The 24,285-nt window shown below is 60.1% G+C and carries 20 protein-coding genes and 1 tRNA gene; 14 read left to right on the forward strand and 7 right to left on the reverse strand.

Features of this window, described 5'->3' with window-relative positions:
* Positions 1 to 5 precede the first annotated feature (5 nt).
* The 6 genes from fdxH (at position 6) to HV782_RS14955 (ending at position 5,997) form a co-directional block, all read left to right on the forward strand.
* On the forward strand, positions 6 to 941 hold the full coding sequence (gene fdxH / locus HV782_RS14930; RefSeq protein WP_128614945.1) for a formate dehydrogenase subunit beta: 936 nt from the start codon (positions 6 to 8) through the stop codon (positions 939 to 941).
* Positions 938 to 1,603 (forward strand): formate dehydrogenase subunit gamma, encoded by a 666-nt coding sequence (locus HV782_RS14935; RefSeq protein ID WP_123468631.1) that lies wholly within the window; start codon positions 938 to 940, stop codon positions 1,601 to 1,603. The genes fdxH and HV782_RS14935 overlap by 4 nt, the downstream gene beginning before the upstream one ends.
* A 3-nt stretch (positions 1,604 to 1,606) precedes the next feature.
* On the forward strand, positions 1,607 to 2,533 hold the full coding sequence (gene fdhE, locus HV782_RS14940) for a formate dehydrogenase accessory protein FdhE (protein ID WP_186745276.1): 927 nt from the start codon (positions 1,607 to 1,609) through the stop codon (positions 2,531 to 2,533).
* A gap of 45 nt (positions 2,534 to 2,578) precedes the next feature.
* On the forward strand, positions 2,579 to 3,982 hold the full coding sequence (gene selA / locus HV782_RS14945; protein ID WP_186745451.1) for an L-seryl-tRNA(Sec) selenium transferase: 1,404 nt from the start codon (positions 2,579 to 2,581) through the stop codon (positions 3,980 to 3,982).
* Positions 3,979 to 5,895, forward strand: coding sequence for a selenocysteine-specific translation elongation factor (selB, locus tag HV782_RS14950; protein WP_186745453.1), 1,917 nt, complete (start codon positions 3,979 to 3,981; stop codon positions 5,893 to 5,895). Before selA ends, selB begins: the two co-directional genes overlap by 4 nt.
* A 6-nt stretch (positions 5,896 to 5,901) precedes the next feature.
* Positions 5,902 to 5,997 (forward strand) — tRNA-Sec (locus tag HV782_RS14955).
* Between the two features lie 199 nt (positions 5,998 to 6,196).
* Here the strand turns inward: HV782_RS14955 and HV782_RS14960 are convergent.
* From HV782_RS14960 to HV782_RS14970, 3 genes are all read right to left on the reverse strand, one after another.
* Positions 6,197 to 7,492 (reverse strand): OprD family porin, encoded by a 1,296-nt coding sequence (locus HV782_RS14960; protein ID WP_186745278.1) that lies wholly within the window; start codon positions 7,490 to 7,492, stop codon positions 6,197 to 6,199.
* Between the two features lie 672 nt (positions 7,493 to 8,164).
* Complete coding sequence (locus tag HV782_RS14965; protein ID WP_186745280.1) at positions 8,165 to 9,868, reverse strand: amidase; 1,704 nt, start codon at positions 9,866 to 9,868, stop codon at positions 8,165 to 8,167.
* Between the two features lie 244 nt (positions 9,869 to 10,112).
* On the reverse strand, positions 10,113 to 11,495 hold the full coding sequence (locus HV782_RS14970; protein ID WP_186745282.1) for an aspartate aminotransferase family protein: 1,383 nt from the start codon (positions 11,493 to 11,495) through the stop codon (positions 10,113 to 10,115).
* Positions 11,496 to 11,653: 158 nt separating this feature from the next.
* Between HV782_RS14970 and HV782_RS14975 the strand changes: the two genes are divergently transcribed.
* Positions 11,654 to 12,259 carry a TetR/AcrR family transcriptional regulator gene (locus HV782_RS14975; protein ID WP_123468641.1) on the forward strand — a complete coding sequence of 202 codons (606 nt, stop codon included), beginning with the start codon at positions 11,654 to 11,656 and terminating at the stop codon, positions 12,257 to 12,259.
* 144 nt (positions 12,260 to 12,403) lie between these two features.
* Here the strand turns inward: HV782_RS14975 and proP are convergent, their stop codons facing one another.
* The 3 genes from proP to HV782_RS14990 all read right to left on the reverse strand — a co-directional run bounded on the left by proP (position 12,404) and on the right by HV782_RS14990 (position 15,129).
* Entirely contained in the window at positions 12,404 to 13,909 is a 1,506-nt protein-coding gene (gene proP / locus HV782_RS14980; RefSeq protein ID WP_186745284.1) for a glycine betaine/L-proline transporter ProP, read from the reverse strand.
* A 190-nt stretch (positions 13,910 to 14,099) separates the two neighbouring features.
* Positions 14,100 to 14,750 (reverse strand): DUF3313 domain-containing protein, encoded by a 651-nt coding sequence (locus HV782_RS14985; protein WP_429540956.1) that lies wholly within the window; start codon positions 14,748 to 14,750, stop codon positions 14,100 to 14,102.
* Between the two features lie 55 nt (positions 14,751 to 14,805).
* Positions 14,806 to 15,129, reverse strand: coding sequence for a hypothetical protein (locus tag HV782_RS14990; RefSeq protein WP_186745286.1), 324 nt, complete (start codon positions 15,127 to 15,129; stop codon positions 14,806 to 14,808).
* 167 nt (positions 15,130 to 15,296) lie between these two features.
* Between HV782_RS14990 and HV782_RS14995 the strand changes: the two genes are divergently transcribed.
* The 7 genes from HV782_RS14995 to HV782_RS15025 all read left to right on the forward strand — a co-directional run bounded on the left by HV782_RS14995 (position 15,297) and on the right by HV782_RS15025 (position 23,553).
* On the forward strand, positions 15,297 to 16,004 hold the full coding sequence (locus HV782_RS14995) for a response regulator (RefSeq protein ID WP_186745288.1): 708 nt from the start codon (positions 15,297 to 15,299) through the stop codon (positions 16,002 to 16,004).
* Positions 16,001 to 17,329, forward strand: a complete 1,329-nt coding sequence (locus HV782_RS15000; RefSeq protein ID WP_186745290.1) for an ATP-binding protein — start codon at positions 16,001 to 16,003, stop codon at positions 17,327 to 17,329. The genes HV782_RS14995 and HV782_RS15000 overlap by 4 nt, the downstream gene beginning before the upstream one ends.
* A gap of 228 nt (positions 17,330 to 17,557) precedes the next feature.
* Complete coding sequence (locus HV782_RS15005; protein WP_186745293.1) at positions 17,558 to 18,847, forward strand: NAD(P)/FAD-dependent oxidoreductase; 1,290 nt, start codon at positions 17,558 to 17,560, stop codon at positions 18,845 to 18,847.
* A 15-nt stretch (positions 18,848 to 18,862) separates the two neighbouring features.
* Entirely contained in the window at positions 18,863 to 19,420 is a 558-nt protein-coding gene (locus HV782_RS15010; RefSeq protein ID WP_123468651.1) for a helix-turn-helix domain-containing protein, read from the forward strand.
* 21 nt (positions 19,421 to 19,441) lie between these two features.
* On the forward strand, positions 19,442 to 20,788 hold the full coding sequence (locus tag HV782_RS15015) for a glutamine synthetase family protein (protein ID WP_186745295.1): 1,347 nt from the start codon (positions 19,442 to 19,444) through the stop codon (positions 20,786 to 20,788).
* Positions 20,789 to 20,973: 185 nt separating this feature from the next.
* Complete coding sequence (locus HV782_RS15020; protein WP_186745297.1) at positions 20,974 to 21,834, forward strand: hypothetical protein; 861 nt, start codon at positions 20,974 to 20,976, stop codon at positions 21,832 to 21,834.
* 321 nt (positions 21,835 to 22,155) lie between these two features.
* The gene (locus HV782_RS15025; protein WP_186745300.1) at positions 22,156 to 23,553 is read left to right on the forward strand and encodes a hypothetical protein; all 1,398 of its coding nucleotides are present in this window, start codon (positions 22,156 to 22,158) and stop codon (positions 23,551 to 23,553) included.
* 297 nt (positions 23,554 to 23,850) lie between these two features.
* Here the strand turns inward: HV782_RS15025 and HV782_RS15030 are convergent, their stop codons facing one another.
* Positions 23,851 to 24,231 (reverse strand): winged helix-turn-helix transcriptional regulator, encoded by a 381-nt coding sequence (locus HV782_RS15030; RefSeq protein ID WP_128614456.1) that lies wholly within the window; start codon positions 24,229 to 24,231, stop codon positions 23,851 to 23,853.
* Positions 24,232 to 24,285 lie beyond the last annotated feature (54 nt).

Here is a 24,285-nt window from a genome sequence, read left to right on the forward strand (position 1 = left end):
TTTAAATGGCCAGCCAAGACATCATTGCCCGCTCGGCCACCACCACGGTGCCACCCTCGGTGAGGAATCAGCAGGAGGTGGCGAAGCTGATCGACACCACCAAATGCATTGGCTGCAAGGCCTGCCAAGTCGCGTGCTCGGAATGGAACGAGCTGCGCGACGAGGTGGGCCACAACCACGGCACCTACGACAATCCGCAAGACCTGAGCGCCGAAACCTGGACGTTGATGCGCTTCACCGAGCACGAAACCGACGCCGGCAACCTCGAATGGTTGATCCGCAAGGACGGCTGCATGCACTGTGCCGAGCCCGGTTGCCTGGCGGCCTGCCCGAGTCCGGGGGCGATTATCAAGCACGCCAACGGCATCGTCGATTTCGATCAGGACCACTGCATCGGCTGCGGCTATTGCATCACCGGTTGCCCGTTCAACATTCCGCGGATTTCGCAGAAGGATCACAAGGCCTACAAATGCACGTTGTGTTCGGATCGGGTGGCGGTGGGGCTGGAACCGGCCTGCGTGAAAACCTGCCCGACCGGCGCCATCGTCTTCGGCACCAAGGAAGACATGAAGGAACACGCCGCCGAACGCATCGTCGACCTGAAAAGCCGTGGCTTCGACAATGCCGGCCTGTACGACCCGGAAGGCGTCGGCGGCACCCATGTGATGTACGTGCTGCACCATGCCGACACGCCGAAGATCTACGCCGGGTTGCCGGATGCGCCGGCCATCAGTCCGTTGGTGGGCCTGTGGAAAGGCATCAGCAAGCCCCTGGGCCTGCTGGCAATGGGCGCGGCGGTGCTGGCCGGGTTCTTCCACTATGTGCGCATCGGGCCGAACCGGGTCGAGGAGGATGACCATCCAACGCCGCCCGACACCTCGGTGCATACCGTCGATCCGGCGGTGCACACCTTCGATCCACGTGGGGAGGACCGGCCATGAGCAACAAGACGATCCTGCGTTACACCGCCAACCAGCGCACCAATCACTGGCTGGTGGCGATTCTGTTTTTCATGGCCGGGCTGTCGGGGCTGGCGTTGTTCCATCCGTCGATGTTCTGGCTGACCAATCTGTTCGGCGGCGGGCCATGGACACGGATTCTGCATCCGTACATGGGCATCGCCATGTTCGTGTTGTTCCTTGGCCTGGTGTTCAGCTTCTGGCGCAGCAATTTCTTCATCGCCAATGACCGGCGGTGGCTGCGGCGGATCAATCGGGTGATGGTCAACGACGAAGAAAGCGTGCCGCCGGTGGGCAAGTACAACGCCGGGCAGAAGCTGCTGTTCTGGACTTTACTCCTGTGCATGTTCGCGTTGCTGTTCACCGGGCTGGTGATCTGGCGGGCCTGGTTCAGTGCGTATTTCGGCATCACCGTGATCCGCTGGGCGATGCTCTTGCATGCGCTGGCGGGGTTTGTGCTGATCCTGAGCATCATCATTCACATTTACGCCGGGCTGTGGATCAAGGGCTCGGTGGACGCGATGCTGCACGGCTGGGTCAGTCGCGCCTGGGCGAAGAAACACCATGAACTCTGGTACCGCGAAATCACTCGCGACGAACGCCGTCCGGACGTGCCGGAACGACCGATCACCAAAAAGGGCTGACCTTTGGCAACCATTCTTGAAGCCGGGGACATCGAGGCGGCGGCCAGTTCGCCGCCGTTTCTGCATCTGCCGCCGCCTGACCTGTTTGCGCTCCGCGCCGATCGACTGGAAAAACTGGCCGAGGGGCATCCACTGGCTGAGTACCTGCGGTTGATTGCCGGGTTGTGCCGTGTTCAGCAACAGGTGTTCGACGACCCACCGCAGACGGCGCGGATCGATCAGCAAAGGATTGCTGCCTGTCAGCAACATGGTTTACCGCCGTTCGCCGCCGACACGCTGGTGCGCGAAGAGGGCTGGCAGGCTTGGCTTGACGCGTTGCTGCAGCGTTATGAGCCGGCGCATCAACCTGCGGTTGTGGATGCGCTCGACACGCTGCGCGCCGCCAGTCCCGGTCAGTTGCGTGCGTGGGCCGTGGCTCTGGTCAGTGGCCAGTATTCGCTGGTGCCGGCGCAGCTGGTGCCGTTCCTCGGCGCCGCACTGCAAGTGGCGTGGAGCCACTGGCTGCTCAGCGTGCACGACCTGCAACTGAAACCCGGCGACAGCCTCAGCCAATGCCCGGCCTGCGGGTCACCGGCGATGGCCGGGGTGATCCGCCATCGCGGCAAACACAACGGTCTGCGTTATCTGGTGTGTTCGCTGTGTGCCTGCGAATGGCATGTGGTGCGGGTCAAGTGCGTGTATTGCGAGTCGAGCAAAGGGCTCGACTATTTGAGCTTTGAGGATGATCGGCATGCGGCCAATCAGGCGCCGTTAAGGGCGGAGGTCTGTCCGGGCTGCAACAGCTACCTGAAACTGGTTTATCTGGAGAACGATGCCGATGCCGAGGCGTTGTCGGCAGATCTCGGCAGTTTGCTGCTGGATATGCGTCTGGCTCAGGACGGTTATCAGCGGCTGGCACCGAATCTCTTGCTGGCTCCGGGAGATGAGTGAACGCAGGGTCTACACTCTGGCCCAGTGATCTGTCTCCAGGAGTGGCTGATGTCCCTGCGGTTACCTTCCATTGATGGGTTGTTGCGTCACCCGGCCTGCCTGCCGTTGGCCGAGCGTCATGGACGTGATTCGCTGCTGGCGGGTTTACGCCAGTTGCTCGATGAGTTGCGTTCCGCTGTCTTGAGCGGGCAATTGTCCGCCGTCGAAATCAGCCCCGAAGTGCTCGCTGGCCGCGTCGGTGAACGCCTGGCCCGGCAACAGCGCAGCAACGTGCGGCGGGTGTTCAACCTGACCGGCACGGTGTTGCACACCAACCTCGGCCGCGCCTTGCTCCCGGACGAAGCCATCGACGCCGTGCAAATGGCCGCGCGTTATCCGCTCAATCTGGAATTCGATCTGGCCAGTGGTAAACGCGGTGATCGCGATGACCTGATCGAAGGCCTGATCCGCGAACTGACCGGCGCCGAAGCCGTCACCGTGGTCAACAACAATGCCGCCGCCGTGCTCTTGACCCTGAACAGTCTCGGCGCACGCAAGGAAGGCATCATTTCCCGTGGCGAGCTGATCGAAATCGGCGGCGCGTTCCGCATCCCCGACATCATGGCCCGCGCCGGCGTGCGTCTGCACGAAGTCGGCACAACCAATCGCACCCATGCCCGCGACTATGAGGCGGCGATCAGCCCGCGCAGCGGCTTGATCATGCGCGTGCATGCCAGCAACTACAGCATCGAAGGTTTTACCGCCCGCGTGCCGACAGCGGAACTGGCCGAGTTGGCCCACCGACATGGCCTGCCGTTGCTGGAAGATCTCGGTAGCGGCAGTTTGTTGGACTTGACGCGTTGGGGCTTGCCGGCGGAACCGACGGTGCGCCAGGCGTTGCTCGACGGTGCAGATATCGTCACCTTCAGTGGCGACAAATTACTGGGAGGGCCGCAGGCCGGGTTGATTGTCGGCCGCAAAGAACTGATCGCGAAGATCAAGAAGAACCCGCTGAAACGCGCGTTGCGGGTGGACAAACTGACCTTGGCCGCGCTGGAGGCGGTGCTGGGGTTGTACCGCGACCCGGACCGCCTCGCTGAACGTCTGCCGAGCCTGCGCCTGTTGACGCGCCCGCAAGCCGACATCTTCGCCCAGGCATCACGGCTGCAGCCGGCGCTGGCCGACGTATTGGGCGAAACCTGGAATGTCAGCGCAGTCCACGCCTTGGGCATGATTGGCAGCGGCAGCCAACCGGTGGCGCGCTTGCCGAGCGCGGCGTTGTGCCTGCGCCCGCAAGTGTCCAAGCGCTTGCGCGGGCGTTGCCTGCTGACTCTGGAAGCGGCGCTGCGCGCCTTGCCGATCCCGGTGCTTGGACGCATTGACGATGATGCGCTGTGGCTGGATTTGCGTCAGCTCGACGATGAACCGGCGTGGCTCGCGCAATTGCCGCACTTGCAGGTCGATTCGTGATTGTCGGCACGGCGGGGCACATCGACCACGGCAAGACGTCGCTGCTGCAAGCCTTGACCGGGCAAACCGGCGACCGCCGCCCGCAGGAACGCGAGCGCGGCATGACCATCGACCTGGGTTATCTCTACGCCGAACTTGAACCCGGCACGGGGCTGACCGGGTTTATCGACGTCCCCGGCCACGAAAAATTCACCCATAACATGCTCGCCGGTGCGCAAGGCATTGATCTGGTGTTGCTGGTGGTGGCGGCGGATGACGGTGTGATGCCGCAAACCCGCGAACACTTGGCGATTGTTGAATTGCTCGGCATTTCGCGGGCCGTGGTGGCGATCACCAAATGCGATCGAGCCGAGGCGGGCAGGGTGGAAGAAGTACAACGTCAAGTGCTGGATCTACTCGCGCCGGGGCCGTTTGCCGAGGCGCCGATAATGACTGTGTCGAGCTTGAGCGGGCAGGGCATTGAAGCACTGCGCGAGCTGCTGGTGCAGACGCAAAGCGAGGTACATGAGCGTAGCCGTGAAGGGGGATTTCGCCTGGCCATCGACCGCGCGTTCAGCGTGGCGGGCGCGGGGATTGTGGTGACCGGCACGGCGTTGTCGGGCGCAGTTACGATCGGCGACAAACTGACCCTCGGGCCATCCGGGAAAACCGTGCGGGTGCGCGGCTTGCACGCGCAGAACCAAGCCGCCGAACAGGCCTTCGCCGGGCAACGGGTGGCGTTGAATCTGAGCGGTGAACGCCTTGAACTGGCGCAGATCCATCGCGGCCAATGGTTGCTGAGCGAGTGGTTGCACGCCCCGACACAACGGGTCGACATCGACTTTCACCTATTGCCCGGCGAACGCACCTTCGAACACTTTCACCCGGTGCATGTGCATCTCGGCACGCAGGATGTCATCGCCCGGGTGGCCTTGCTCGAAGGGCCCCGCTTGAGTCCCGGCGAGCGGATGTTCGCGCAATTGCTGATCAATGTGCCGGTGCAGGCGTTGAAGGGCGATCGGCTGATTCTGCGCGACCAGAGCGCGCAACGGACCTTGGGTGGCGGTCAGGTCCTCGACCCGTTTGCACCGGCACGACAACGGCGCAGCCCCGAACGTCTGGCGCAACTGCAAGCCCTGGCTGCCAGCGATAGCCTTGAACGAGCCTTGCCGGTGCTGCTCAATCACAGCGCTGGGGGCCTTGACCCGCAACGACTGGAGCGTCAATTCAATCGCCCGCGCTCAACCTGGTCGTTAGCCGACAACGTGCGCCTGATCGACACGCGCCAAGGCCCGGTGCTGTTCAATGTGCAGCGTTGGGCGCAGCTGAAGTTCACGCTGCTGGAGCACCTCGCGCAGTTCCATGAACGGGAACCTGACCAGATGGGCCCGGATCGCGATCGCTTGCGTCGCTTCAGCGGGCTGGCACTCGAACGTTCAATATTCGCGAGCTTGCTCGATGAATTGCTGACGGCCGGATCGATCCAGGCGAGCGGTCCGTGGCTGCACCTGCCGGATCATCAGGTGCGCCTGAATGCCGAGGACGAAAGCCTCTGGCTAGGGTTGCAGCCATTGTTCGAACAGGCCGGTTTCGATCCGCCGTGGGTGCGTGACGTGGCGACAGTGCTGGGGCAGGACGACGCGGTTGTGCGCTTGTTGCTGCGTAAACTGGCGCGCTTGGGTTTGATGCATCAAATAGTGCGCGACCTGTTTTTGAGCGACGTGCAACTGCGCCAAATGGCGGAAGTGTTGCTCAAACTGGCCAGGGAAAATCCGCAGATCCAGGTGACAACCTTCCGCGATGCGCTAGGCTTGGGACGCAAACGCTGTATTCAGTACCTCGAATATTTCGACCGCGTCGGCCTGACCCGACGCCTCGGCGAATCCCGCCAGATCCGCCCCGACAACGCGCTGGCCGACGTCGACGCCCAATGAGTTCAAGGAAGGCAATCGCGCCCGGTGGCGCGGCCGGGCTTCAAACCCGGTTGGGGACGGCATCCGTTCCCGGGCAGGTTCGACTCCGGCTGCCTTCCGCCATTTCAATCAACAGCACCTACATGGCTGGCCGTGAAAGGTGTGTTGCGTACACGGATGTTTGGCTGAAACCCAAACCTGTTGGAGTGAGGCTGCTCGCGATAACGGTGTATCAGTGAGCATGAATGTTGCTGAAAAGACGCTATCGCGAGCAGGCTCACTCCTACAGGGGATAGCGTTTCAAATCGGGATGGGCGGTGGGTTAGAAACCAAGTGGGTACTGGATCACCACATAGATCCGGTCAATGTCATCGCCGGCCTGCGCCTCATTGGCCCGGTGCGATACATGTGAGACCTGCACCGACAGATCCTTCGCCGCGCCCGACTGAACGATGTACTTCAAATCAATATCCCGCTCCCAGTGTTTGCCGCCGTCACCTTGCTGCGGCTGGTAACTGCCGCTGTCAGGATCGAACGGGTTGTAGGCGCCGCCCTTGGGCGCGTGGGTGCCGTCGATGTGGCTACCGCTGACGTAGCGGGTCATGAACTTCAGGCCGGGGATGCCGAAGGCGCCCAGGTCGAGGTCATAGCGCGCCTGCCATGAGCGTTCGTTGGCGCCGTTGAAATCGGCGTATTTGATCGAGTTGGCGAGGTAGATCGAGTCGCCGCCGACGAAGTCGAACGGTGTGTTGCCATTGATCTTTTGCCAGCCGAGCATCACCGCGTGCGGGCCGAAGGTGTATTTGCCGGAAAGGCTGAACGCGGTGTTGTCGATGGCGCCGGCAAGTGCCCGGCCGCTGTCGCGGGTGTGATAAAGGTTGGCGTCGAGCAACACGCCGGACTGCTTGAGGTGCAGGTTGCCGTAGTACTGATGCCAGGTGTCGCTCAGGTCCGAGGCATACAACGCGCCGCCTATCGGGCTGTCGCTGAACAGATCGGCGCCGAGAAAACTGATCCCGCCGGCCTCGGTATTGGCGCCATAGCCGTAGAAATCGCCCTTGCCTGATGAGCTGTCCTGATTCTTGAACGCGGTGAAATGCCCGGCCACCAGATTGACGTGGTCGAACTCGGCGCTGTTGAGCAGGAAACCGGTGGCGTATTCCGGTTGCAGGCGTTTGTCGGAGGTGTCGAACACCGGGGTTTCCACGGTCATTTCACCGAAGGCGAGGGTGGTGCGCGACGCTTTCAACTTGAGCGCACCGCCCGCGCTGGAGTAGTCGTTTTCGCTGCGGCCATCGCTGTCGACCGGCAGCAACCCGGTGCCGGAATGGCCCTTGCCACCATCCAGTTTCAGCCCGGCGAAGGCGTGGGCGTCGATGCCGAAACCGACTGTGCCGGGGGTGAAACCGGATGAGAAGGTGCCGATAAACCCTTGAGCCCATTCCTGTTTGTAGTTTTTACCGGACGCTGAGGGCGAGCGGTAATCGTTGCTCAGGAAGAAATTGCGGCTGAGCACTTCGGTTTTGGCATCGTCGAAAAAACCGCTGGCGTGGGCGGTTGTAGCGAGACCGCAGAGCAGCGCGAGCAGAGTGAGGCGCGAGGGGACGCAGTCGATCATGGTCAGTGGCCAGCGGCAATTAAGGTGACCGGGATGATCGCGGGAATGCAGGAAGGGCGATTGAGCGGGTGTGCTGAATTGCTGTGGCTGTCAGGTCATGAGGTGGTGAAGGCGCTGACGCCATCGCTGGCAAGCCAGCTCCCACAGGGATTCAGGGTGCGCTCACCGATGATGACCACACACACTCCTACAGGGATTTGCGTTCAACACGGGTTTTGTGACTGCAGCAGAACCCTGTGGGAGCTGGCAAGCCAGCTCCCACAGGGATTCAGGGTGTGCTCACCGATGATGACCACACACACTCCTACAGGGATTTGCGTTCAACACGGGTTTTGTGACTGGAGCAGAAACCTGTGGGAGCTGGCTTGCCAGCTTCCACAGGGATTCAGGGTGTGCTCACCGATGATGACCACACACACTCCTACAGGTTTTGCGTTCAACACGGGTTTTGTGACTGGAGCAGAACCCTGTGGGAGCTGGCAAGCCAGCTCCCACAGGGATTCAGGGTGTGCTCACCGATGGTGACCACACACACTCCTAAAGGGTTTTGCGTTCAACACGGGTTTTGTGACTGGAGCAGAACCCTGTGGGAGCTGGCTTGCCAGCGATGGCGGTTTGTCAGCCAACATTTCTGCTGCTCTGACACAGCGCGTTCCCACAGGTTTGATCCGGTTACGAGAGTGGCGGCGTGCGCGGCGGGATCTGGCGTTTGCTGCCGGTCGATTCATAGGCCGCCGCGAAACGCAGCAGGTTCGAATCGTCATACGCCCGGCCAGCGAAGGTCAGCCCCACCGGCATGCCGATGTCGGCCATCACGCCCATCGGCACGGTGACGGTCGGTACGCCGAGGTGGCGGATCGCGAGGTTGCCGTTGGCCACCCAGATGCCGTTGCTCCAGGCGATGTCCGCCGATTCCGGGTTGACGTCCGCGTCTGCCGGCCCAACGTCGGCGACGGTCGGGAACAGCACGGCGTCGAGGCCGAGTGTGTCCATCCAGTCTTCCAGGTCGATCCGCCGGGTTTGTTCCAGACCTCGCAGGCCATCAGGCACGGTGGAGATCTCGTTCCACGGCGTGATGCCGCGTTCGGCCATGCGCACGTATTCATCCATGCCGGCGGCCAGATCGCCTTCACGGTTGGGCAGGGTGCCCGGATCGTGCGGGAAGATCTTCGGCCCGTCGACGTCGACCAGTCGATTGAGTTTCGGGTCACCGTTGGCTTGCAGGAAATCGTCGAACGCCCACGCGGTCAGGTCCCACAGCTCATGGTGGAGGAACTCTTTCGAGACCAGCCCGCGGGTGAACACCGTCGGTGCGCCGGGACGGTCACCTTCGCAGTTGGAGACCAGTGGGAAGTCGGTTTCGATGACTTCGGCACCAGCGGCTTCGAGGGCCTGACGCGCCTGCTTCCACAAGTCGATCACCGAGGCGCGGGTGTTGATGCGCTGGCCGGTCGGGCCACCGATGCCCGGGGCTTCGCTGGTGCCGGCTTCAGGATCGGCATTGATGAACATGCGCGGCACGGCGAAACGCTTGCCCGCCAGCGCCTTGGCATCGACGGCGAGCTCGGCGTAAGCGGCGGGGCGCACTTCGTTGACGCTCGGGATCGGCACCCACGGTTGCAGGCGCCAGAGGTCGCCACGGGTGTCCGGGTCTTCAGCGACAACGATGTCGAGGACTTCGAGCAGGTCGGCCATGGTGCGCGCGTAAGGTACGACGACGTCCATAGTCGGCGTCAACGGCCAGTTGCCGCGCACCGAGATCACCCCGCGTGACGGGGTGTAGGCGCACAAACCGTTGTTCGAAGCCGGGCCGCGCCCGCTCGACCAGGTTTCTTCAGCCAGACCGAACGCGGCGAAACTCGCGGCAGTGGCAGTGCCGGCACCGTTCGACGAGCCTGAAGCAAATGGCGCGGTCAGGTAATTGGCGTTGTAAGGACTTTCGGCGCGACCGTAGACACCGCGCTGCATGCCGCCATTGGCCATCGGCGGCATATTGGTCTTGCCCAGGCAGATCGCCCCGGCGGCACGCAGGCGTTCGATGGTGAACGCATCGCGGTAGGCGATCAGGTCGGCGAAGGCCGGGCTGCCGGACGCAGCGGTCAGGCCCTTGACCAGGTAACTGTCTTTGGCGGTGTAGGGAATGCCGTCGAGTGGGCCAAGGATTTCACCTTTGGCGCGACGGGCATCGGACGCTCGCGCTTCGTTGAGCGCTTCCGGGTTGCGCACCACCACGGCATTCAGCGCTGTCGGGGTGTCGGCGCCGTCGTAGGCATCAATGCGCGCCAGATAGGCTTGTACCAGCTCCACCGAAGTGGTCTGACCGGATTCCAGCGCGGCGCGCAGTTGGGCAATGGAAACTTCGGTGACTTCGATCATGCGGTCACCGCCGTTTGAATTGGGGTTCTTTTCCTGGAATGGGTGTTCATATCGACTCTCGTGGCACAGCTATAAGCGACAAGGTTAAGACTGGCGCCTATTTAACACCAAGCGGCGCGCGGAGTAATCGGCGGGATGGTGCTCCCACCGATTTAATCCTTTCAGGCGCTCATCATTCCCTGCGGGAGCTGGCTTGCCACACGAGTTTATTGCGCCCACAGAAGGCAGATATGTCCTCAGTCGATCACAGCACGCCGTACTCACGCGCCGTACGATCCAGCGCAATCCGCGTCTTGTCGATCAACTCATCCAGCTCCGTGCGCGTGGCGATCAACGCTGGGGCCATGATCATCCGTCCCAGTGTCGAACGAATGATCAACCCCTCTTCAAAGCCAATCGTGCGGCAGCGCCAGGCGATGTCGTTTTCATTGGCAAAGCGCTTGCGACTGGCCTTGTCTTCAGCGAATTGCAACGCCGCGACCAGGCCCACACCCTGAATCTCACCCACCAACGGGTGGTTGCCGAACACCTCGCGCAGGCAGTTCTGCAAATAAGGCCCGGTGTCGGATTTGACCTGCGCGACCACGCCTTCATCACGCAATGCCTTGAGGTTGGCAATCGCCACGGCGGCCGCCACTGGGTGCCCGGAATAGGTCAGGCCGTGAGCGAACACGCCACCTTTTTCCACCAGCGCCTCGGCCATGCGCCGCGACAGAATCAAACCGCCCATGGGGATGTAACCCGAGGTCAGGCCTTTGGCGATCGACAGCGTGTCGGGTTCAAAACCGAATGTCTGATGGGCGAACCATTCGCCCGTGCGACCAAAACCACCAATCACTTCGTCAGCACACAACAAAACATCGTATTTACGGCAGATGCGCTGAATTTCCGGCCAATAAGTGGCCGGCGGAATGATCATGCCCCCCGCGCCCTGGAACGGCTCGGCGACGAACGCGGCAACCTTGTCGGCACCCAGTTCGAGAATCTTGTCTTCCAGTTGCCGCGCCGCTTGCAGGCCGAACTCCTCCGGGCTGAGGTCGCCTTCATGGGCGAACCAGTAAGGCTCATCAATGTGCGCAACATCGGGGATGGTGCCGCCCATTTCGTGCATGAACTTCATGCCGCCCAGCGCCGTCGCGGCCAGGGTCGAGCCGTGATAGCCGTTCCAGCGGCCGATCATGATTTTCTTCTCGGGCTTGCCCATCACCTGCCAGAACTTGCGCACGGTGCGGATCAGCACCTCGTTGGCCTCGGAGCCGGAGTTGGTGTAGATCGCGTGGCTGTAGTGTTTCGGCAATAGGCTGAACAACAGCTCGGACAGCTCGATCACCTTCGGGTGGGTCGTGTGGAAGAACATGTTGTAGTAGGGCAGTTGCTCCAGCTGCGCGGTCGCGGCGGCGGCCAGATCCTTGCGCCCGTAACCGAGGTTGGTGCACCACAGGCCGGACATGCCGTCCAGATAACGCTTGCCGTCGTTGTCCCACAACGCCAGGCGATCACCGCTGACCATCACCCGCGGACCTTCTTCGTTGAGGGCTTTCTGATCGACGAACGCGTGAATGTGGTGAGCGGCGTCGGCGGCCTGGTAATCGCGGGTGCTGCGGGCAGGATCGAATTCGGCGGACATGGCGGATCTCCAGATAAACGGGACGAGTGGGTGCGTTCATTCCAGCGGTGCACGGATAAAGTTTTGTCACTTAAAAATATTTTTGTAAAGAAAATATTTGTCGGTGAAAAAAGATATCCGTAGGCTGAGGGCCATTGGCAAGGATCAACAGAGGCAACATGAGCGGACTCAGAGAGCGGCAAAAGGAACAGCGCAGGGAAGTCATCGCAACGGCGGCGCTGGAACTGTTCAAAAGCAATGGTTTCGCCGCCACCACCCTCGACCAGATCGCCGTGCAGGCCGGCGTGTCCGCGCCGACCGTGGTCAACTATTTCGGCGGTAAGCAGGAGATTCTGCTGGCGCTGCTCAAGCAACCGGACGAGCAGGCCATGCGCGAGGCGCGGGCCAATCTGGATGACGACAGTGATCCACTGGAGGCGCTGTGCGAGTTCGAGGGTCTGATGACTCACTACCAGCTGCAAGCGATGCCGGCTTCGCTATGGCGGGAACTGGCGCCGTTCCTGTTCACCGGCGAACTGGCCCGCGCGCTGGACCCATGGAACGCCGCGGTGATCGAAGAGACCAAGGCATTGCTGATGCATTTTCAGCGCGTCGGTAAAATCCGCGAATCCATCGACATAAATGTCGCGGCGACGCTGTTTAACCAGTATGCGAATGTGGCGTTTATTCGCCTGGCGACCGAGGCGACGCCGGACAGAGAGGCGCATGCGCGGCATATGCGCAGCGTTTTGAGTTTGATGTGTCACGGCATGTTGGTGAACTGAATAACTCAACCCTGTGGCGAGGGCGCTTACGTCCGCTGCACTGCACTGCGAACCCATGCTTTTGAAAGAAACGCCGCTCCGCCCCCCAGCGGGACGGTACGACGATTCGACAAGCTCCCTCGCCACAAGGGGAATTAATTCAACTCATTCGTTGATACGCGGATGCTGCTGCACCAGCAACTTGCGCTTGTCCTCCAGCTCCGCAATTTGCGCGTCGATATCTTCAATTTTCTGCTCGATATTATCGTGATGCTCCTGCAGCAGCTCTTTGGCTTCCTCAAGATCGGAAGCCGCCGGCGCAGCGCCACGCAACGGCTGGTTGGCGGTTTCCTTCATGGTGACGCCAGTGATCAGGCCGATCACGGCAATGACCATCAGGTAATACGCCGGCATGTACAGGTTATTGGTGCTTTCTACCAGCCAGGCGACAGCGGTCGGGGTCAGACCGGCGATCAGCACCGAGACGTTGAATGCACTGGCCAGGGCGCTATAGCGAATATGCGTGGGGAACATCGCCGGCAGGGTCGAGGCCATGACGCCGATGAAGAAGTTCAGCAACACGGCCAGCATCAGCAGGCCGGCGAAGATCAGGCCGATCTTGCCGCTATTGATCAGCATGAACGCCGGAATTGCCAGGATGAACAGACCGATGCTGCCGACGACGATGAAAGGCTTGCGGCCGATCTTGTCGCTGATGAAGCCAATCGCCGGCTGCACGAACAGCATGCCGACCATGATCGCGATGATGATCAGCACGCCACGGTTTTCGCTGTAGTGCAGGTTGTGCGACAGGTAGCTCGGCATGTACGTCAACAGCATGTAGTAGGTGACGTTGGTCACTGCCACTACGCCGATGCAGGTCATCAGGCTGCGCCAGTGCTTGGTCGCCACTTCCTTGAACGAGACTTTCGGGCCGCCGGCGAGGCCTTCGCGGTCACCTTGCTCAAGCTTTTCGACGTGCTGCTGGAAGGCCGGGGTTTCTTCCAGGGCGTGACGCAGATAGAGGCCGATCATGCCCAGCGGCAACGCGAGGAAGAACGGCAGACGCCAGCCCCATTCCTCGAACTTCGCTTCGCCGAGCGTGCTGGAAATCAACACCACCACGCCGGCGCCGAGGACGAAACCGGCAATCGAGCCGAAGTCCAGCCAACTGCCGAGAAACCCGCGTTTGCGGTCCGGTGCATATTCGGCGACGAAGATTGAGGCGCCGGTGTATTCGCCACCGACCGAGAAGCCCTGAGCCATTTTCGCCAGTAACAGCAGGATCGGCGCCCAGATGCCGATCGAGGCATAGGACGGGATCAAGCCGATGGCAAAGGTGCTGAGCGACATGATCACGATGGTGGCCGCGAGGACTTTCTGGCGTCCGTACTTATCGCCCAGGGCGCCAAAAAACAGGCCACCCAGTGGCCGAATGAGAAACGGCACGGAGAAGGTCGCCAATGCGGCGATCATTTGAATGCCCGGATCGGCGCCCGGAAAGAACACTTTGCCGAGCACGTAGGCGACAAAGCCATAGACGCCAAAGTCGAACCATTCCATCGCATTGCCGAGCGCGGCGGCGGTGATGGCCTTGCGCATCTTGGCGTCGTCGACAATGGTGATGTCTTTCAGTCTGATCGGACTGACCGCGGGTTTGCTGGATGTCATGTGGCGTATTCCCTGTACCTGAGCTGTATCGGTGCTATCTGTTTGATGGCATGGACTTATTGGCTCTGATACAAGAAGACACGAAAAAATTCAGCGCTCGCTGAATTTTTTCCGGGTGTCGCCGAATTAATTGCCCTGTGAGTGCAGAGCGTGATGAGGGCGCAGCCGAACGGGATAAGTCCCGTCGCCACTATTTGCGAATCGCCGCGTACGATTTGCCCAGGTCATTGGCCCAACCGTCGAGCACGCCTTTGACGTCATCGGCGGTCAGCACCTGCCGGTCGTTTTCCAGCGCCACGCCAGTGCCCTTGCGTACGACTTCGGCGACCACTTCACCGGTCGAACCGTCCTCGAACGACACTTCGGTGGCGATTTCGCTGTCCTGATCGCGGATGCCGGTGGCGCTGCTCACACCGGCGGCGATCAAGGTGACCGGCAGCCACTCATAAAACCGCAAACCCTGGGTGCTGGCGGCCACACGGGTGATCGCCGGTCTGACCGTCAGCGTGTCCGGGCCGGGGTGCGGAACCAGTTTCAGTACCTTGCCCAGTTCGAGCCGCAGGGCCGCGTCGTAGTAATCGGTTACGCCGGCGAGCGTGCTCAGCGGGATGCGTTCAGTCGGCTCGGCGCTCGGGTAAAACTGACTCGGCGCCAGATAGGCCTGCGTATAACGGCCACGGGCCAGGGCCGGGCTGACCCAACCCAGAACCGGCAGGCCCGATGGCGACTGGTGCTCGCGCAATACGCTGTAATCGTGGAGAAAGCCGCTGTATTTTTCAGGCTCGACGGTTTTGCTGCTGCAGGCCGACAGGCTCAGGGACGCGGTACACAGCAGCGTCATCAAGCAATGGCTTCTGATCATGGAGTTCCTTGTTATACGTCTATTGCCCGCAGGTTCAGTCGTGGGCGGTGGTCGAGGAGGCGAGTGGCGCGGTGTTGTCCGAACACTCGATGTGCAGCGTTCCGTGGGTCATGATCCAGTGGATGAGATCGGCGGCCGGAATCGAGTGGACGTACTCGACCCATTGGGCGCTGGTGGGGCCGAACTGCTCGAAATAGCGGCGCAGGACAATCCGGCTCTGATCATTCGCCAGGCCCAGGCAGAACTCCTGAAACAGCAGCGGCTGATCGGGTTCGGGTGCGGTGGTGCGCTGGCTGAGGATCAACGGATAGCGGGCGTCGTGTCCCTCGGCGGTATACCTGTTGTGCAAAGCCTTCATGAAATGCCCCCCTGTTTTCGATGGCTGTGCAGGGTGCCCGAGGGTTTTTGCCGCAGGATGTCCGCTTGATGTCCGGGGCGAAGGAATGTTGCCCGATTGAAATAAATGACCCGGGCGCCGGAATAGTTTTAGATGCGTTCTTTTTCTGGCCTGAGGATCCTGTGAACGTGAGCAGACTGCTGATCGTCGACGATGACGTGGAAATTCTCGCCTTGTTGAAGAAGTTCTTCGTCCAGCACGCCTACGAAGTCGATGTCGCCGCTGACGGCGTTGCGATGTGGGCGGCGATTGCGCTGCAGCGGCCGGACACGATCATCCTCGACCTGATGCTGCCCGGCGAAGGTGGTTTGAGTCTGTGTCAGAAAATACGCGCGCAGATGGGCATTCCGATCATCATGCTCACGGCGATGGCCGAGTTGAGCGACCGCATTGTCGGGCTGGAACTCGGCGCCGACGATTACCTGACCAAGCCCTTTGCCCCGCAAGAACTGCTGGCCCGCGTGCGCGCCTTGCAGCGTCGGGCCGGAGAACAGCGGACGGCGCTGGAACCTTCACGCCCGGTTATCGCCTTCGCCGGTTGGCATCTGGACATCACTTGCCGCGAGCTGCGCTCGCCGGAAAACGTGATGATTCCGCTGTCCGGTGGCGAGTTCGATCTGCTGGTGGTGTTTCTCGATCATCCGCAGCGCATCCTCACCCGAGAGCAACTGATCGACCTGTCCCGTGGCCAAGGCCATGACGCGTTCGATCGCAGCATCGACGTGCAGGTCAGCCGTTTGCGGCGCAAGATCGAGCCGGACAGCAAACGCCCGGACCTGATCCGCACGGTGCGCAACGGCGGTTATATGTTCACCGCCAAGGTCACGCGCTCATGATCCGCCGGTGGCTGCAGCGCGACCCGCTGAGTCGGCGGATTGCCCTGACCATTGTCGCGGCCATGCTCGCTTCGCTGGCGCTGAATTTCCTGTTCGTCGAGGTGGCGGGGACCTGGGCGCGACCGCCCATTGAACGCACCGGGTTGCTGGAGCAGATTGCCGCCACCGTCAAAGTGATCGAAGCCGCACCGGCACCGTTACGCCGGCAACTGGCACAAGCGGCAAGTGGCCCGACCCAGGAAGTGACGTGGAGTGCGCAACGCGCCGAACTCGGATTGCCGGCGGGTGGTACGCCACTCATCGCGAACAAGGCGTCGGTGCTGCATCAGTTGTTGGGCGATAATCGACACATTCAGGTGTTCAATCCCGCGGACTGGCCGAGCAGCAGTCCGCAGGCCCGCTACGCAGCGCTGATTCAACTGCCGGATGCCAGTTGGTTGCTGTTCGCTTCACGCGAGCGCTCCTGGGGACTGGACATCGGCACACGCATCGCGATCATCATCGCCCTGGGCCTGATTGCCACGGTATTGGTGGCCTGGCTTGCCACCCGCCAACTGGCCCAACCGCTGCAGCGTTTCGCCAGCGCCGCGCGCCGTTTCGGCGGTGATCTGCGCGCGCCGCCGATCAAGATCGAAGGCCCGAACGAAATCCGCCAGGTGATCATCGCCTTCAACACCATGCAGGCGCAGATTCAGCACTACATCAGCGAACGCACGCACATGCTGGCGTCGATTTCCCATGACTTGCGCGCACCGCTGACCCGTATGCGCCTGCGCAGCGAATTCATGGAAGACCTCGATCACCAGGGCAAGCTGATCCGCGATATCGAAGAAATGCAGTCGATGATCAACGCGGCGCTGGCGTTCTTCCGTGAAGACACGCACCGCGAGGAGACCACTGCATTCGATCTGTCGGAACTCTTGCAAACGATCGTCGATGACTACCGCGATCAACACATCAGCGTTGACTTTGAGGGGCCCGCGCATCTGGTTTATGAGGGGCGGCCGCTGGGTATCAAGCGAGTGATTGTCAATCTTCTGGAAAACGCCGAAAAATATGCGCAACAACCGCGCATCGAACTTCGCGCGAACGAGCGCCTGGTCAGTATCGAAGTCAGTGACACGGGGCCTGGCATTGCTGAAGAGTCGTTGGAAAAGGTCTTCGATCCGTTTTTTCGCCTCGAAACCTCGCGCAACCGTAACACCGGCGGCGTCGGGCTGGGGCTGTCCGCTGCGCGGGCGATCGTGTGGGAGCAGGGGGGGACGTTGACGTTGAGCAACCGCAGCGGCGGCGGTCTGATCGCGCGGGTCGAACTGCCTTTGTAATGCCTTGAAGCATTTGCGCGTTGCGGGCGGTTAACAGGTCTCCTGTCCCGATAAGAAGCGTCCCTGAAAACACCTCGGCCATCCGCACGCCTTGGTCCGCTCTCGCAACTTAGCAACCTGAAAATGGCCCGATCCCGGATCTGCCGCTGCACTTTTTGAGTTGCTGTCGTGAAATTTATTCTGTAGATTTTCATGAAATTATAAGAAATAAATTTCATGAGGCCGCGCATGTTTCTGCAATCCAGCCAGCACGTCGACAGCTATTACGCCCACAGTTGCGCCGATCTCCTGCGCGATCGGCCGATGCTGCAGGGCGATCAAGACACCGACATCGTGATCGTCGGCGCTGGTTTCAGCGGCCTGCACACCGCATTGCGTCTGGCGCTGGCCGGTAAGCGCGTGATACTGCTGGAAGCCAGCCGCGTCGCGTGGGCGGCCTCGGGGCGTAACGGCGGACAGGCGATTCTTGGCTGGTCTTGCGACATGCCGCCGCTGGAAGCCGCGCTGGGGCGTGAGCGGGCCAGACGGCTGTGGGACGGCATGCGCTGGGCGGCTCGGGAATTACGCGAGTTGCCTGGGCGGCATGGTATCGACTGCGATTATCGCCCCGGGCATTTGTGGACGTCGGTGATGCCGCGTCGGGTCAGTCTGCTCACTGAATGGCAGGAGGAGGCCAGCCAAAAGTGGGGCCACGATGCGCTGCAGTTCATCCCGCGTGAACAGTTGCCGGAATGGGTGGCCAGCGAGCGTTATCAGGCGGGACTGTACGACCCCGAAGGCGCGCACCTCAATCCTCTGAAACTCGCGTCGGGTCTGGCGATGGCGATCGAGCGCGCCGGTGGCCGCCTCTACGAGCAAAGCAAAGCCTTGAGTTATCAGGAGGAGGGCACAGGCTGGCGGGTCAACACCGAGCACGGATCGGTTCGCGCCGATGTGCTGGTCCTCGCGTGTAACGCCTACCTTGATCAACTCGATCCACAATTGTCGAGCTGCATCCTGCCGGTGGGCACCTATCAAGTCGCCACCGCACCGCTCACGCCGGAGCAAGCTACGGCGTTGCTGCCAGGCAATGTCTGCGTGACCGACAACCAGTTCGTCCTCGACTACTTCCGCCGCACCCCGGATAACCGTTTGCTGTTCGGTGGTGGCTGCACCTATCTCGGCGGCATGCCCAAAGACATCGCGGCAGCCACCCGGCCGTTCCTGCAACGGGTGTTCCCGCAACTCACGGGTGTCGATATCGAGTTCGCCTGGGGCGGCCATATCGACTTGACGATCAACCGCACACCGGATGTCGGCGGCGAGCGCAATCGTTACTGGATGCAAGGCTATTCAGGCCACGGCGTGCTGCCGACACTGGCTGCCGCACGTGCAGTGTCCGACGCGATCCTCGGCAACGCGGATGAATTGGCGTTGTATCAAGGCTTGAGTAATGGCAGCTTTCCCGGCGGCAAATACCTCGCGGCGCCGCTCGAAGCGATCGGCAAGGCCTGGTACCGACTGCGCGACAGCCTCTGACCTGGAATCCCTGTGATGGACAAGCAAGAAGAAATCGCGGCGCTGGCGATCCTGATTCACGACCTGCGCAAGCACAAGAAATGGACCCTCAAGGAGCTGGCCGACAAGATCGGCCGCTCCGTGGGTTTCCTTTCGCAAGTCGAGCGCGGCCTGTCACGGCCGACGGTGGCGGACCTGACGGCGATCAGCGAAACCTTCGGCGTGCCGACCACCTATTTCTACAGTCTGCCCAAACCCAAGGAACTGCCGTGGGTCACCCGGCCGGACGAGCGGCGCACGTTGTATTTCGCCAACGGCATCACCGACATTCTGGTGTCGCCGCAGATCCGCGCATCATTCTCCATGCTCGAAAGTCACCTCGAGGCCGGCGCCAGCAGCGGCGACCGCCATCTGACCGACAGCTCGGAGCAGGGCGGTTACGTCCTCGAAGGCGAACTGACGTTGTGGCTGGGCGACGATCAAGACCCGGTCACGCTCAAGGCCGGCGACAGCTTTCAATTCGACAGTCACACCCGTTGCCGTTACGGCAACCTCACCGAGCACCTGACCCGCGTGCTCTGGGTCTACACCTGATAACCACAAAGGATGAACACGATGGACGCTGTCTGCGCTGACCTGCTCGCCGAAGTTCGGGCGTTTCGCCAACGCTACCCCGAGGTCCGTTATGTCGACTTGATCTCGCTGGACATTCCCGGGCATTTTTACGGCAAGCGTTATCCCGTGGACATGCTCGAAAAGGTTGCCGCGGGCAGTGCCCTCAAACTGCCACAAAATTGCGTTTTGCTCGGCGTCCAGGGCGGCCTGTTCAAGATTGGCGACTACTGCTTCAACGACGGCGACCCGGACGCCGTGCGCCGCCTGGTGCCGGGCACACTGAAACCGGTGACCTGGGAAGCGCAGCCGCTGGGGCAGATGCTGATCACCTCGGACGGCACCGAAAAGCCAATCGAATTCGAACCCCGCGAAGTCCTCGCGCAAGTGCTCAATCGCCTGGCGCGCAAAGGCATTCATCCGGTGGTGGCGTTCGAACTGGAGTTCTACCTGTTCGACAAGACCTTGCGCAACGGCCTGCCGCAATTCCCCCGCGACGACCTGACCGACGACGCCGATGACCAGCCGAACATGCACATCGAACGCCTGTCACGCTTCGCCCCGGTGCTCGATGAAATGGTCGAAGCGACGCGCGCCCAAGGTATCGACGCCACGGTCATCACCGCCGAACTCGGCCCTGGTCAGTTCGAAATCAACTTCGGCCACCTCGACGACGGCTTGCGTGCCGCCGACTGGGCCGCGTTGTTCTGCCGCAGCACCCGTGGCGCCGCGCTCAAACACGGCTACCGCGCCAGTTTCATGGCCAAGCCGTACTTGCAGCATCCGGGCAGTGGCATGCATGTGCATGTCAGCCTGTACGACGCCGAGGGCAACAATCTGTTGGCGGCCAATCAACAACAACCGCTACGCCATGCGGTGGCCGGATGCCTGGAACTGTTGCCGCACAGCATGCCGATCTTCGCGCCGAACCAGAATGCGATGCGGCGTCTGGGCGGTACGGTGAACACGGCGACCAAAGCGAGCTGGGGATTCGAGGACCGTGATGCGTGCTTGCGCATTCCCGATTCGGACGAGAAGAACCTGCGCATCGAGTATCGACTGGCGGGGGCAGATGCCAATCCGTATCTGGTGTTGGCGGCGATTCTGGTGGGACTGGAGCATGGGCTGGAGTCGGGCAAGGAGCCAATTGCACCGTTGAATGAAGATCGCAACAGCGGGATCGGCTTTCCGACGGAAATGTTTGAAGCGGTGAGGGCGATGCAGGCTCAGGCGCAGTTGCGCGAAGGGCTGGGCGCTGAGTTCGTCGATGTGTATTGCGAGAACAAACGGCAGGATCATCTGGCATTTATGCAAGAGATCAGTGCGCGGGAGTATCGCTGGTATCTGTAAGTTGTGGGGCCGATGCAGGGGGAGTCTGCGGTCATAGCTTCAAGACCGCACATTCCCACAGCCTGACTGGATTTCGGGAGCAGACTTTACATGGCAGTGCAGCCTGTCCGTCCTTTGACCTGGAGTTGAAATAGAAAAAAAGCTGACTACCCTGTTTGTACCGGCCATGTCAGGGAGGACGGGAAATGCTCATGAATTTCTGCAATGTCAGCGCATTGAAACAACGACTGTGCCCGATGGTCGCTGTTCCCACCAACGTCTTTTCCCGAAATAAATGGGGCCTGTTCAAGGCCCATGACGTCAACGGCGAAATTGTCTTCGATGCAGCCTACGAAGGGGGCAACTCACCCCGGGTATACGGGGTGATAGAAGCCAACAACGGATGCGGGATCTATGTTCCTGTCGGGCGTCAGTACAACGCTGGCGCTTATATACTGCCTGTTCCTATCTGCGTCGGCGGAGCAAGAGATCTGCGAATAACGGCCTTGGGTTATGTCCGGGAGACGGATCAACAAGTCATCGAGCGAGAGGCCCGGGAAGAACTCATGCAACCGATCGACATTCTGAGCATCCAGCCCCTGGCTACAACGGTTGCGGCGCAAGATGGCCAGTACTATATCGTCAGATTGAAGTCGCAACTTTCAACGTTCTATTACTCATGGGATGTCGCGGGCAGCGACCAGGTGACAGCAGTGAGGTACTGGAGCCTGCCTTCTTTGATTGAAGCGCGACATGGTGTGGAACAAACACAACCGGCAGGTGAAATGGCGCAGTTGTTATTCGACGATCTTGGCTGCAGTGCCACTCATCGCGCCGCCTGGCTTGCCGAGTGGCACGCGAGTGCCTATGACGCGACGATCAGGCATTTACTGAGGAATTCCGTAAGAGTAGATACCGGTAGCGAAGGTTTAAATATTCTGTCGAGAATGTATGGAAACAGAAAATATACCTATCGCAACCAATATCCTGCCTTTGCTCCGACGGTAAACCCTGCGCACGAATTGACATGCCGAGGGCGATGCAATTCAAACAACGGAAATTTGTAGAGCACCGCCATCGAACGAGGCAGTTCGGGCCGGTAATGCTGGCCATCAAGCGTTCGGCCACCGGTACAGCATCCTCGTCACACAACTGGTCCGGCAGTAGAACGATAAATTCGTCACCGCCCATGTGCACGATGGTGTCCGTGCTGCGGACTGATCAAGTCGCTTGGTCGAGGTTGATCTCGATTGTCAGAACGCGGGTTGCAGCCAGGCCATTTACACCTAACCTCAACATGGGCATCGGTGCGCGCTCTGCCAGCTTCAAAGCTGCAGGATTTCTATGCCCTGAGTGGATAGCGACATCCATAGGCAAGGAGTCCGAAGATGAATATTCCCCGCGTGCTCTGTGTAATTATCCTATTGAGTTTGAGCGCATGCTCGTCCGCCCCTGTTATCTACAATGCTAGCGATAACTCTCCGGGCCAGATAAAACCGTTACAGGAACTGCTGCCTGACAACACCCCCGTGAGGCTGTTTTTTGTTCATGGTGTAGGTGATCACTGTCCTGGTTACGCGCTTGGTCCTGAAGGCTGGTTGAATGACAAAAATGCTGAAGCGATGGGGTTGAAACCCGTATCCGACAAAATCGCAGCGGCTGATTTCATCAATGTAAACGTCTATATGGGAGGAAATGAAGACCCGCACTCAGGGGTGAACGTCCTCAAAAGACGTTACTCACTGACATTGCCCGACAGGGCAAATACAGTGAGCGTAGAGGCGATAGAAATTACCTGGTCCCCGCTGACCCGCTGGTTGAAAAGCAATCAGCTTGGATATGACTCGCCCTCTGTTTTCGAAGATAAACATCGCGAACCGTGCATTGAACTTCCCGATCCGAGAATTCCTTCAACGGTACAGGCGCCCCCAAGGCTCTGGCTTGATAAAACAATCAAAGAACAGGTTTTTGACCGCAACTTGTCCGATGCGATTGTCTATACAGGCACCTATGGCGAGACAATGGTGCGCGGGCTTGCAGAGGGGATTTGCCATGCCATCACCCCTACGGCCAACAATGAAAAATGTATATGGCCTTCTGCGCAGGCAAGTGAAAACAACCCACACAAGAATTTATTCGTAACCCACAGCCTGGGCAGTCGCATGATGTATGACATGTTCCTTCATCTTCTCGACCAGACAAAAGACAGCATGACCAACCCTATACCTTGGGAAGAGCGCAAAATCGCACAGGGCTTCATCGAAAACATGCTCGCCAACACGCCTGCTTTTTACATGATGGCGAATCAGCTTTCATTACTGGGTCTGGCCAACGTACCGCCGCAAGCACGTTCCAATGATGGCGTTGCACGTCCTTTTTTCTGGCAGTTGTTTCCCCTGGACGACCTCGATAGCCAATCGAATTCGTCGCAAGCGACATCAGGGCCGCAAGTCTACGGCAACGTTTTTCTGCAACTCGCGAATTTGAAGGAAAACGCAGAAAAGCGCAGCGCAAAACCATCCTACCGCCTTCAGATCGTCTCATTCAACGACACAAATGATCTGCTCACCTGGCACATTCCGCGCTGGTACGCTAACGCCGTGGCTACACCGGGAGGACGGCCGCGAATCGATGTAACGGACGTATTTGTGCAAAATGCACCCAAGCTCCTGATCATGGAGAGCCCCGAGCATGCGCACGTCGACTACTTTAAAAACCCGGACGTGCGCGACATTATCCGTTGCGGCGCTGCCCGTGGTGAAGTCTTGAAGTGTCCCGGGCGCTGATCAGGGCAGGGGGCTGAATCCACGTCAGGACGCTTTGAATAACAGTTAAAACAGCTCAGCAGCCTTTAAAAGGCATTTGGCCGGGGTAAAAACCTGGCTTTACGCCGTTAACGCTTTCATCAAACCAGTGATGCCGATGATTTTCATGACCCTTTTCAGGTTGTAGGCGAGCACGTTCAAACTCATCTCGGCGCTCACCCCATCCATTGCTTGAGCGTCCCGAAGAGATGCTCAGCCTGGACTCATTGCAGCCTTTCAGGCTGAGCAAAGATCGACTCAAATACGTCTCTGACCCGCCTAGGTTTTTTTTACTTTGCGGCCGCGTGAGGCAGGCTTCACCGGTACGCTTTTGCCGTACTCGCTCCACCATTTAGCGAGCGCCTCCATCGTTGGCCCGAGTGCACGTGCTTTTGCTGTCATTTCATATTCAACACGCGGGGGCACTTCTGCGAAGACTGTTCGCGAGATCAGGCCATCGTTCTCAAGCTCCCGAAGTTGTGCTGTCAGCATGTGTTGGGTGACGCCGTTAATCGCCTTTCGCAGTTCCCCAAAACGATAAATCCGCTGGTTTAGCAGCCACATTATTTCCAGCTTCCACTTGCCTGAAAGTAGCGAAAATGCACGCCGCATTTCCTCGTGCATATTGATCTGCTCTTCATCATTAGTCTGGTTTTCCATACTAAGTACCGGTTTTTCATCCTACTTGTGGGTTTTCATGTTAGACGAGATATT

Origin of the sequence: Pseudomonas monsensis, from assembly GCF_014268495.2 — a bacterium.
GTDB lineage: Bacteria > Pseudomonadota > Gammaproteobacteria > Pseudomonadales > Pseudomonadaceae > Aquipseudomonas > Aquipseudomonas monsensis.

Coding starts and splice junctions, on each gene's coding strand:
- HV782_RS14965 (WP_186745280.1), bottom strand. CDS start 9,868: ATGATCGAAGTCACCGAAGTTTCCATTGCCCAACTGCGCGCCGCGCTG.
- HV782_RS15030 (WP_128614456.1), bottom strand. CDS start 24,231: ATGGAAAACCAGACTAATGATGAAGAGCAGATCAATATGCACGAGGAA.
- HV782_RS14960 (WP_186745278.1), bottom strand. CDS start 7,492: ATGATCGACTGCGTCCCCTCGCGCCTCACTCTGCTCGCGCTGCTCTGC.
- HV782_RS15000 (WP_186745290.1), top strand. CDS start 16,001: ATGATCCGCCGGTGGCTGCAGCGCGACCCGCTGAGTCGGCGGATTGCC.
- HV782_RS14990 (WP_186745286.1), bottom strand. CDS start 15,129: ATGAAGGCTTTGCACAACAGGTATACCGCCGAGGGACACGACGCCCGC.
- fdxH (WP_128614945.1), top strand. CDS start 6: ATGGCCAGCCAAGACATCATTGCCCGCTCGGCCACCACCACGGTGCCA.
- HV782_RS14935 (WP_123468631.1), top strand. CDS start 938: ATGAGCAACAAGACGATCCTGCGTTACACCGCCAACCAGCGCACCAAT.
- HV782_RS14970 (WP_186745282.1), bottom strand. CDS start 11,495: ATGTCCGCCGAATTCGATCCTGCCCGCAGCACCCGCGATTACCAGGCC.
- HV782_RS15015 (WP_186745295.1), top strand. CDS start 19,442: ATGGACGCTGTCTGCGCTGACCTGCTCGCCGAAGTTCGGGCGTTTCGC.
- HV782_RS14975 (WP_123468641.1), top strand. CDS start 11,654: ATGAGCGGACTCAGAGAGCGGCAAAAGGAACAGCGCAGGGAAGTCATC.
- HV782_RS15005 (WP_186745293.1), top strand. CDS start 17,558: ATGTTTCTGCAATCCAGCCAGCACGTCGACAGCTATTACGCCCACAGT.
- HV782_RS15010 (WP_123468651.1), top strand. CDS start 18,863: ATGGACAAGCAAGAAGAAATCGCGGCGCTGGCGATCCTGATTCACGAC.
- proP (WP_186745284.1), bottom strand. CDS start 13,909: ATGACATCCAGCAAACCCGCGGTCAGTCCGATCAGACTGAAAGACATC.
- HV782_RS15025 (WP_186745300.1), top strand. CDS start 22,156: ATGAATATTCCCCGCGTGCTCTGTGTAATTATCCTATTGAGTTTGAGC.
- HV782_RS15020 (WP_186745297.1), top strand. CDS start 20,974: ATGCTCATGAATTTCTGCAATGTCAGCGCATTGAAACAACGACTGTGC.
- HV782_RS14985 (WP_429540956.1), bottom strand. CDS start 14,750: ATGACGCTGCTGTGTACCGCGTCCCTGAGCCTGTCGGCCTGCAGCAGC.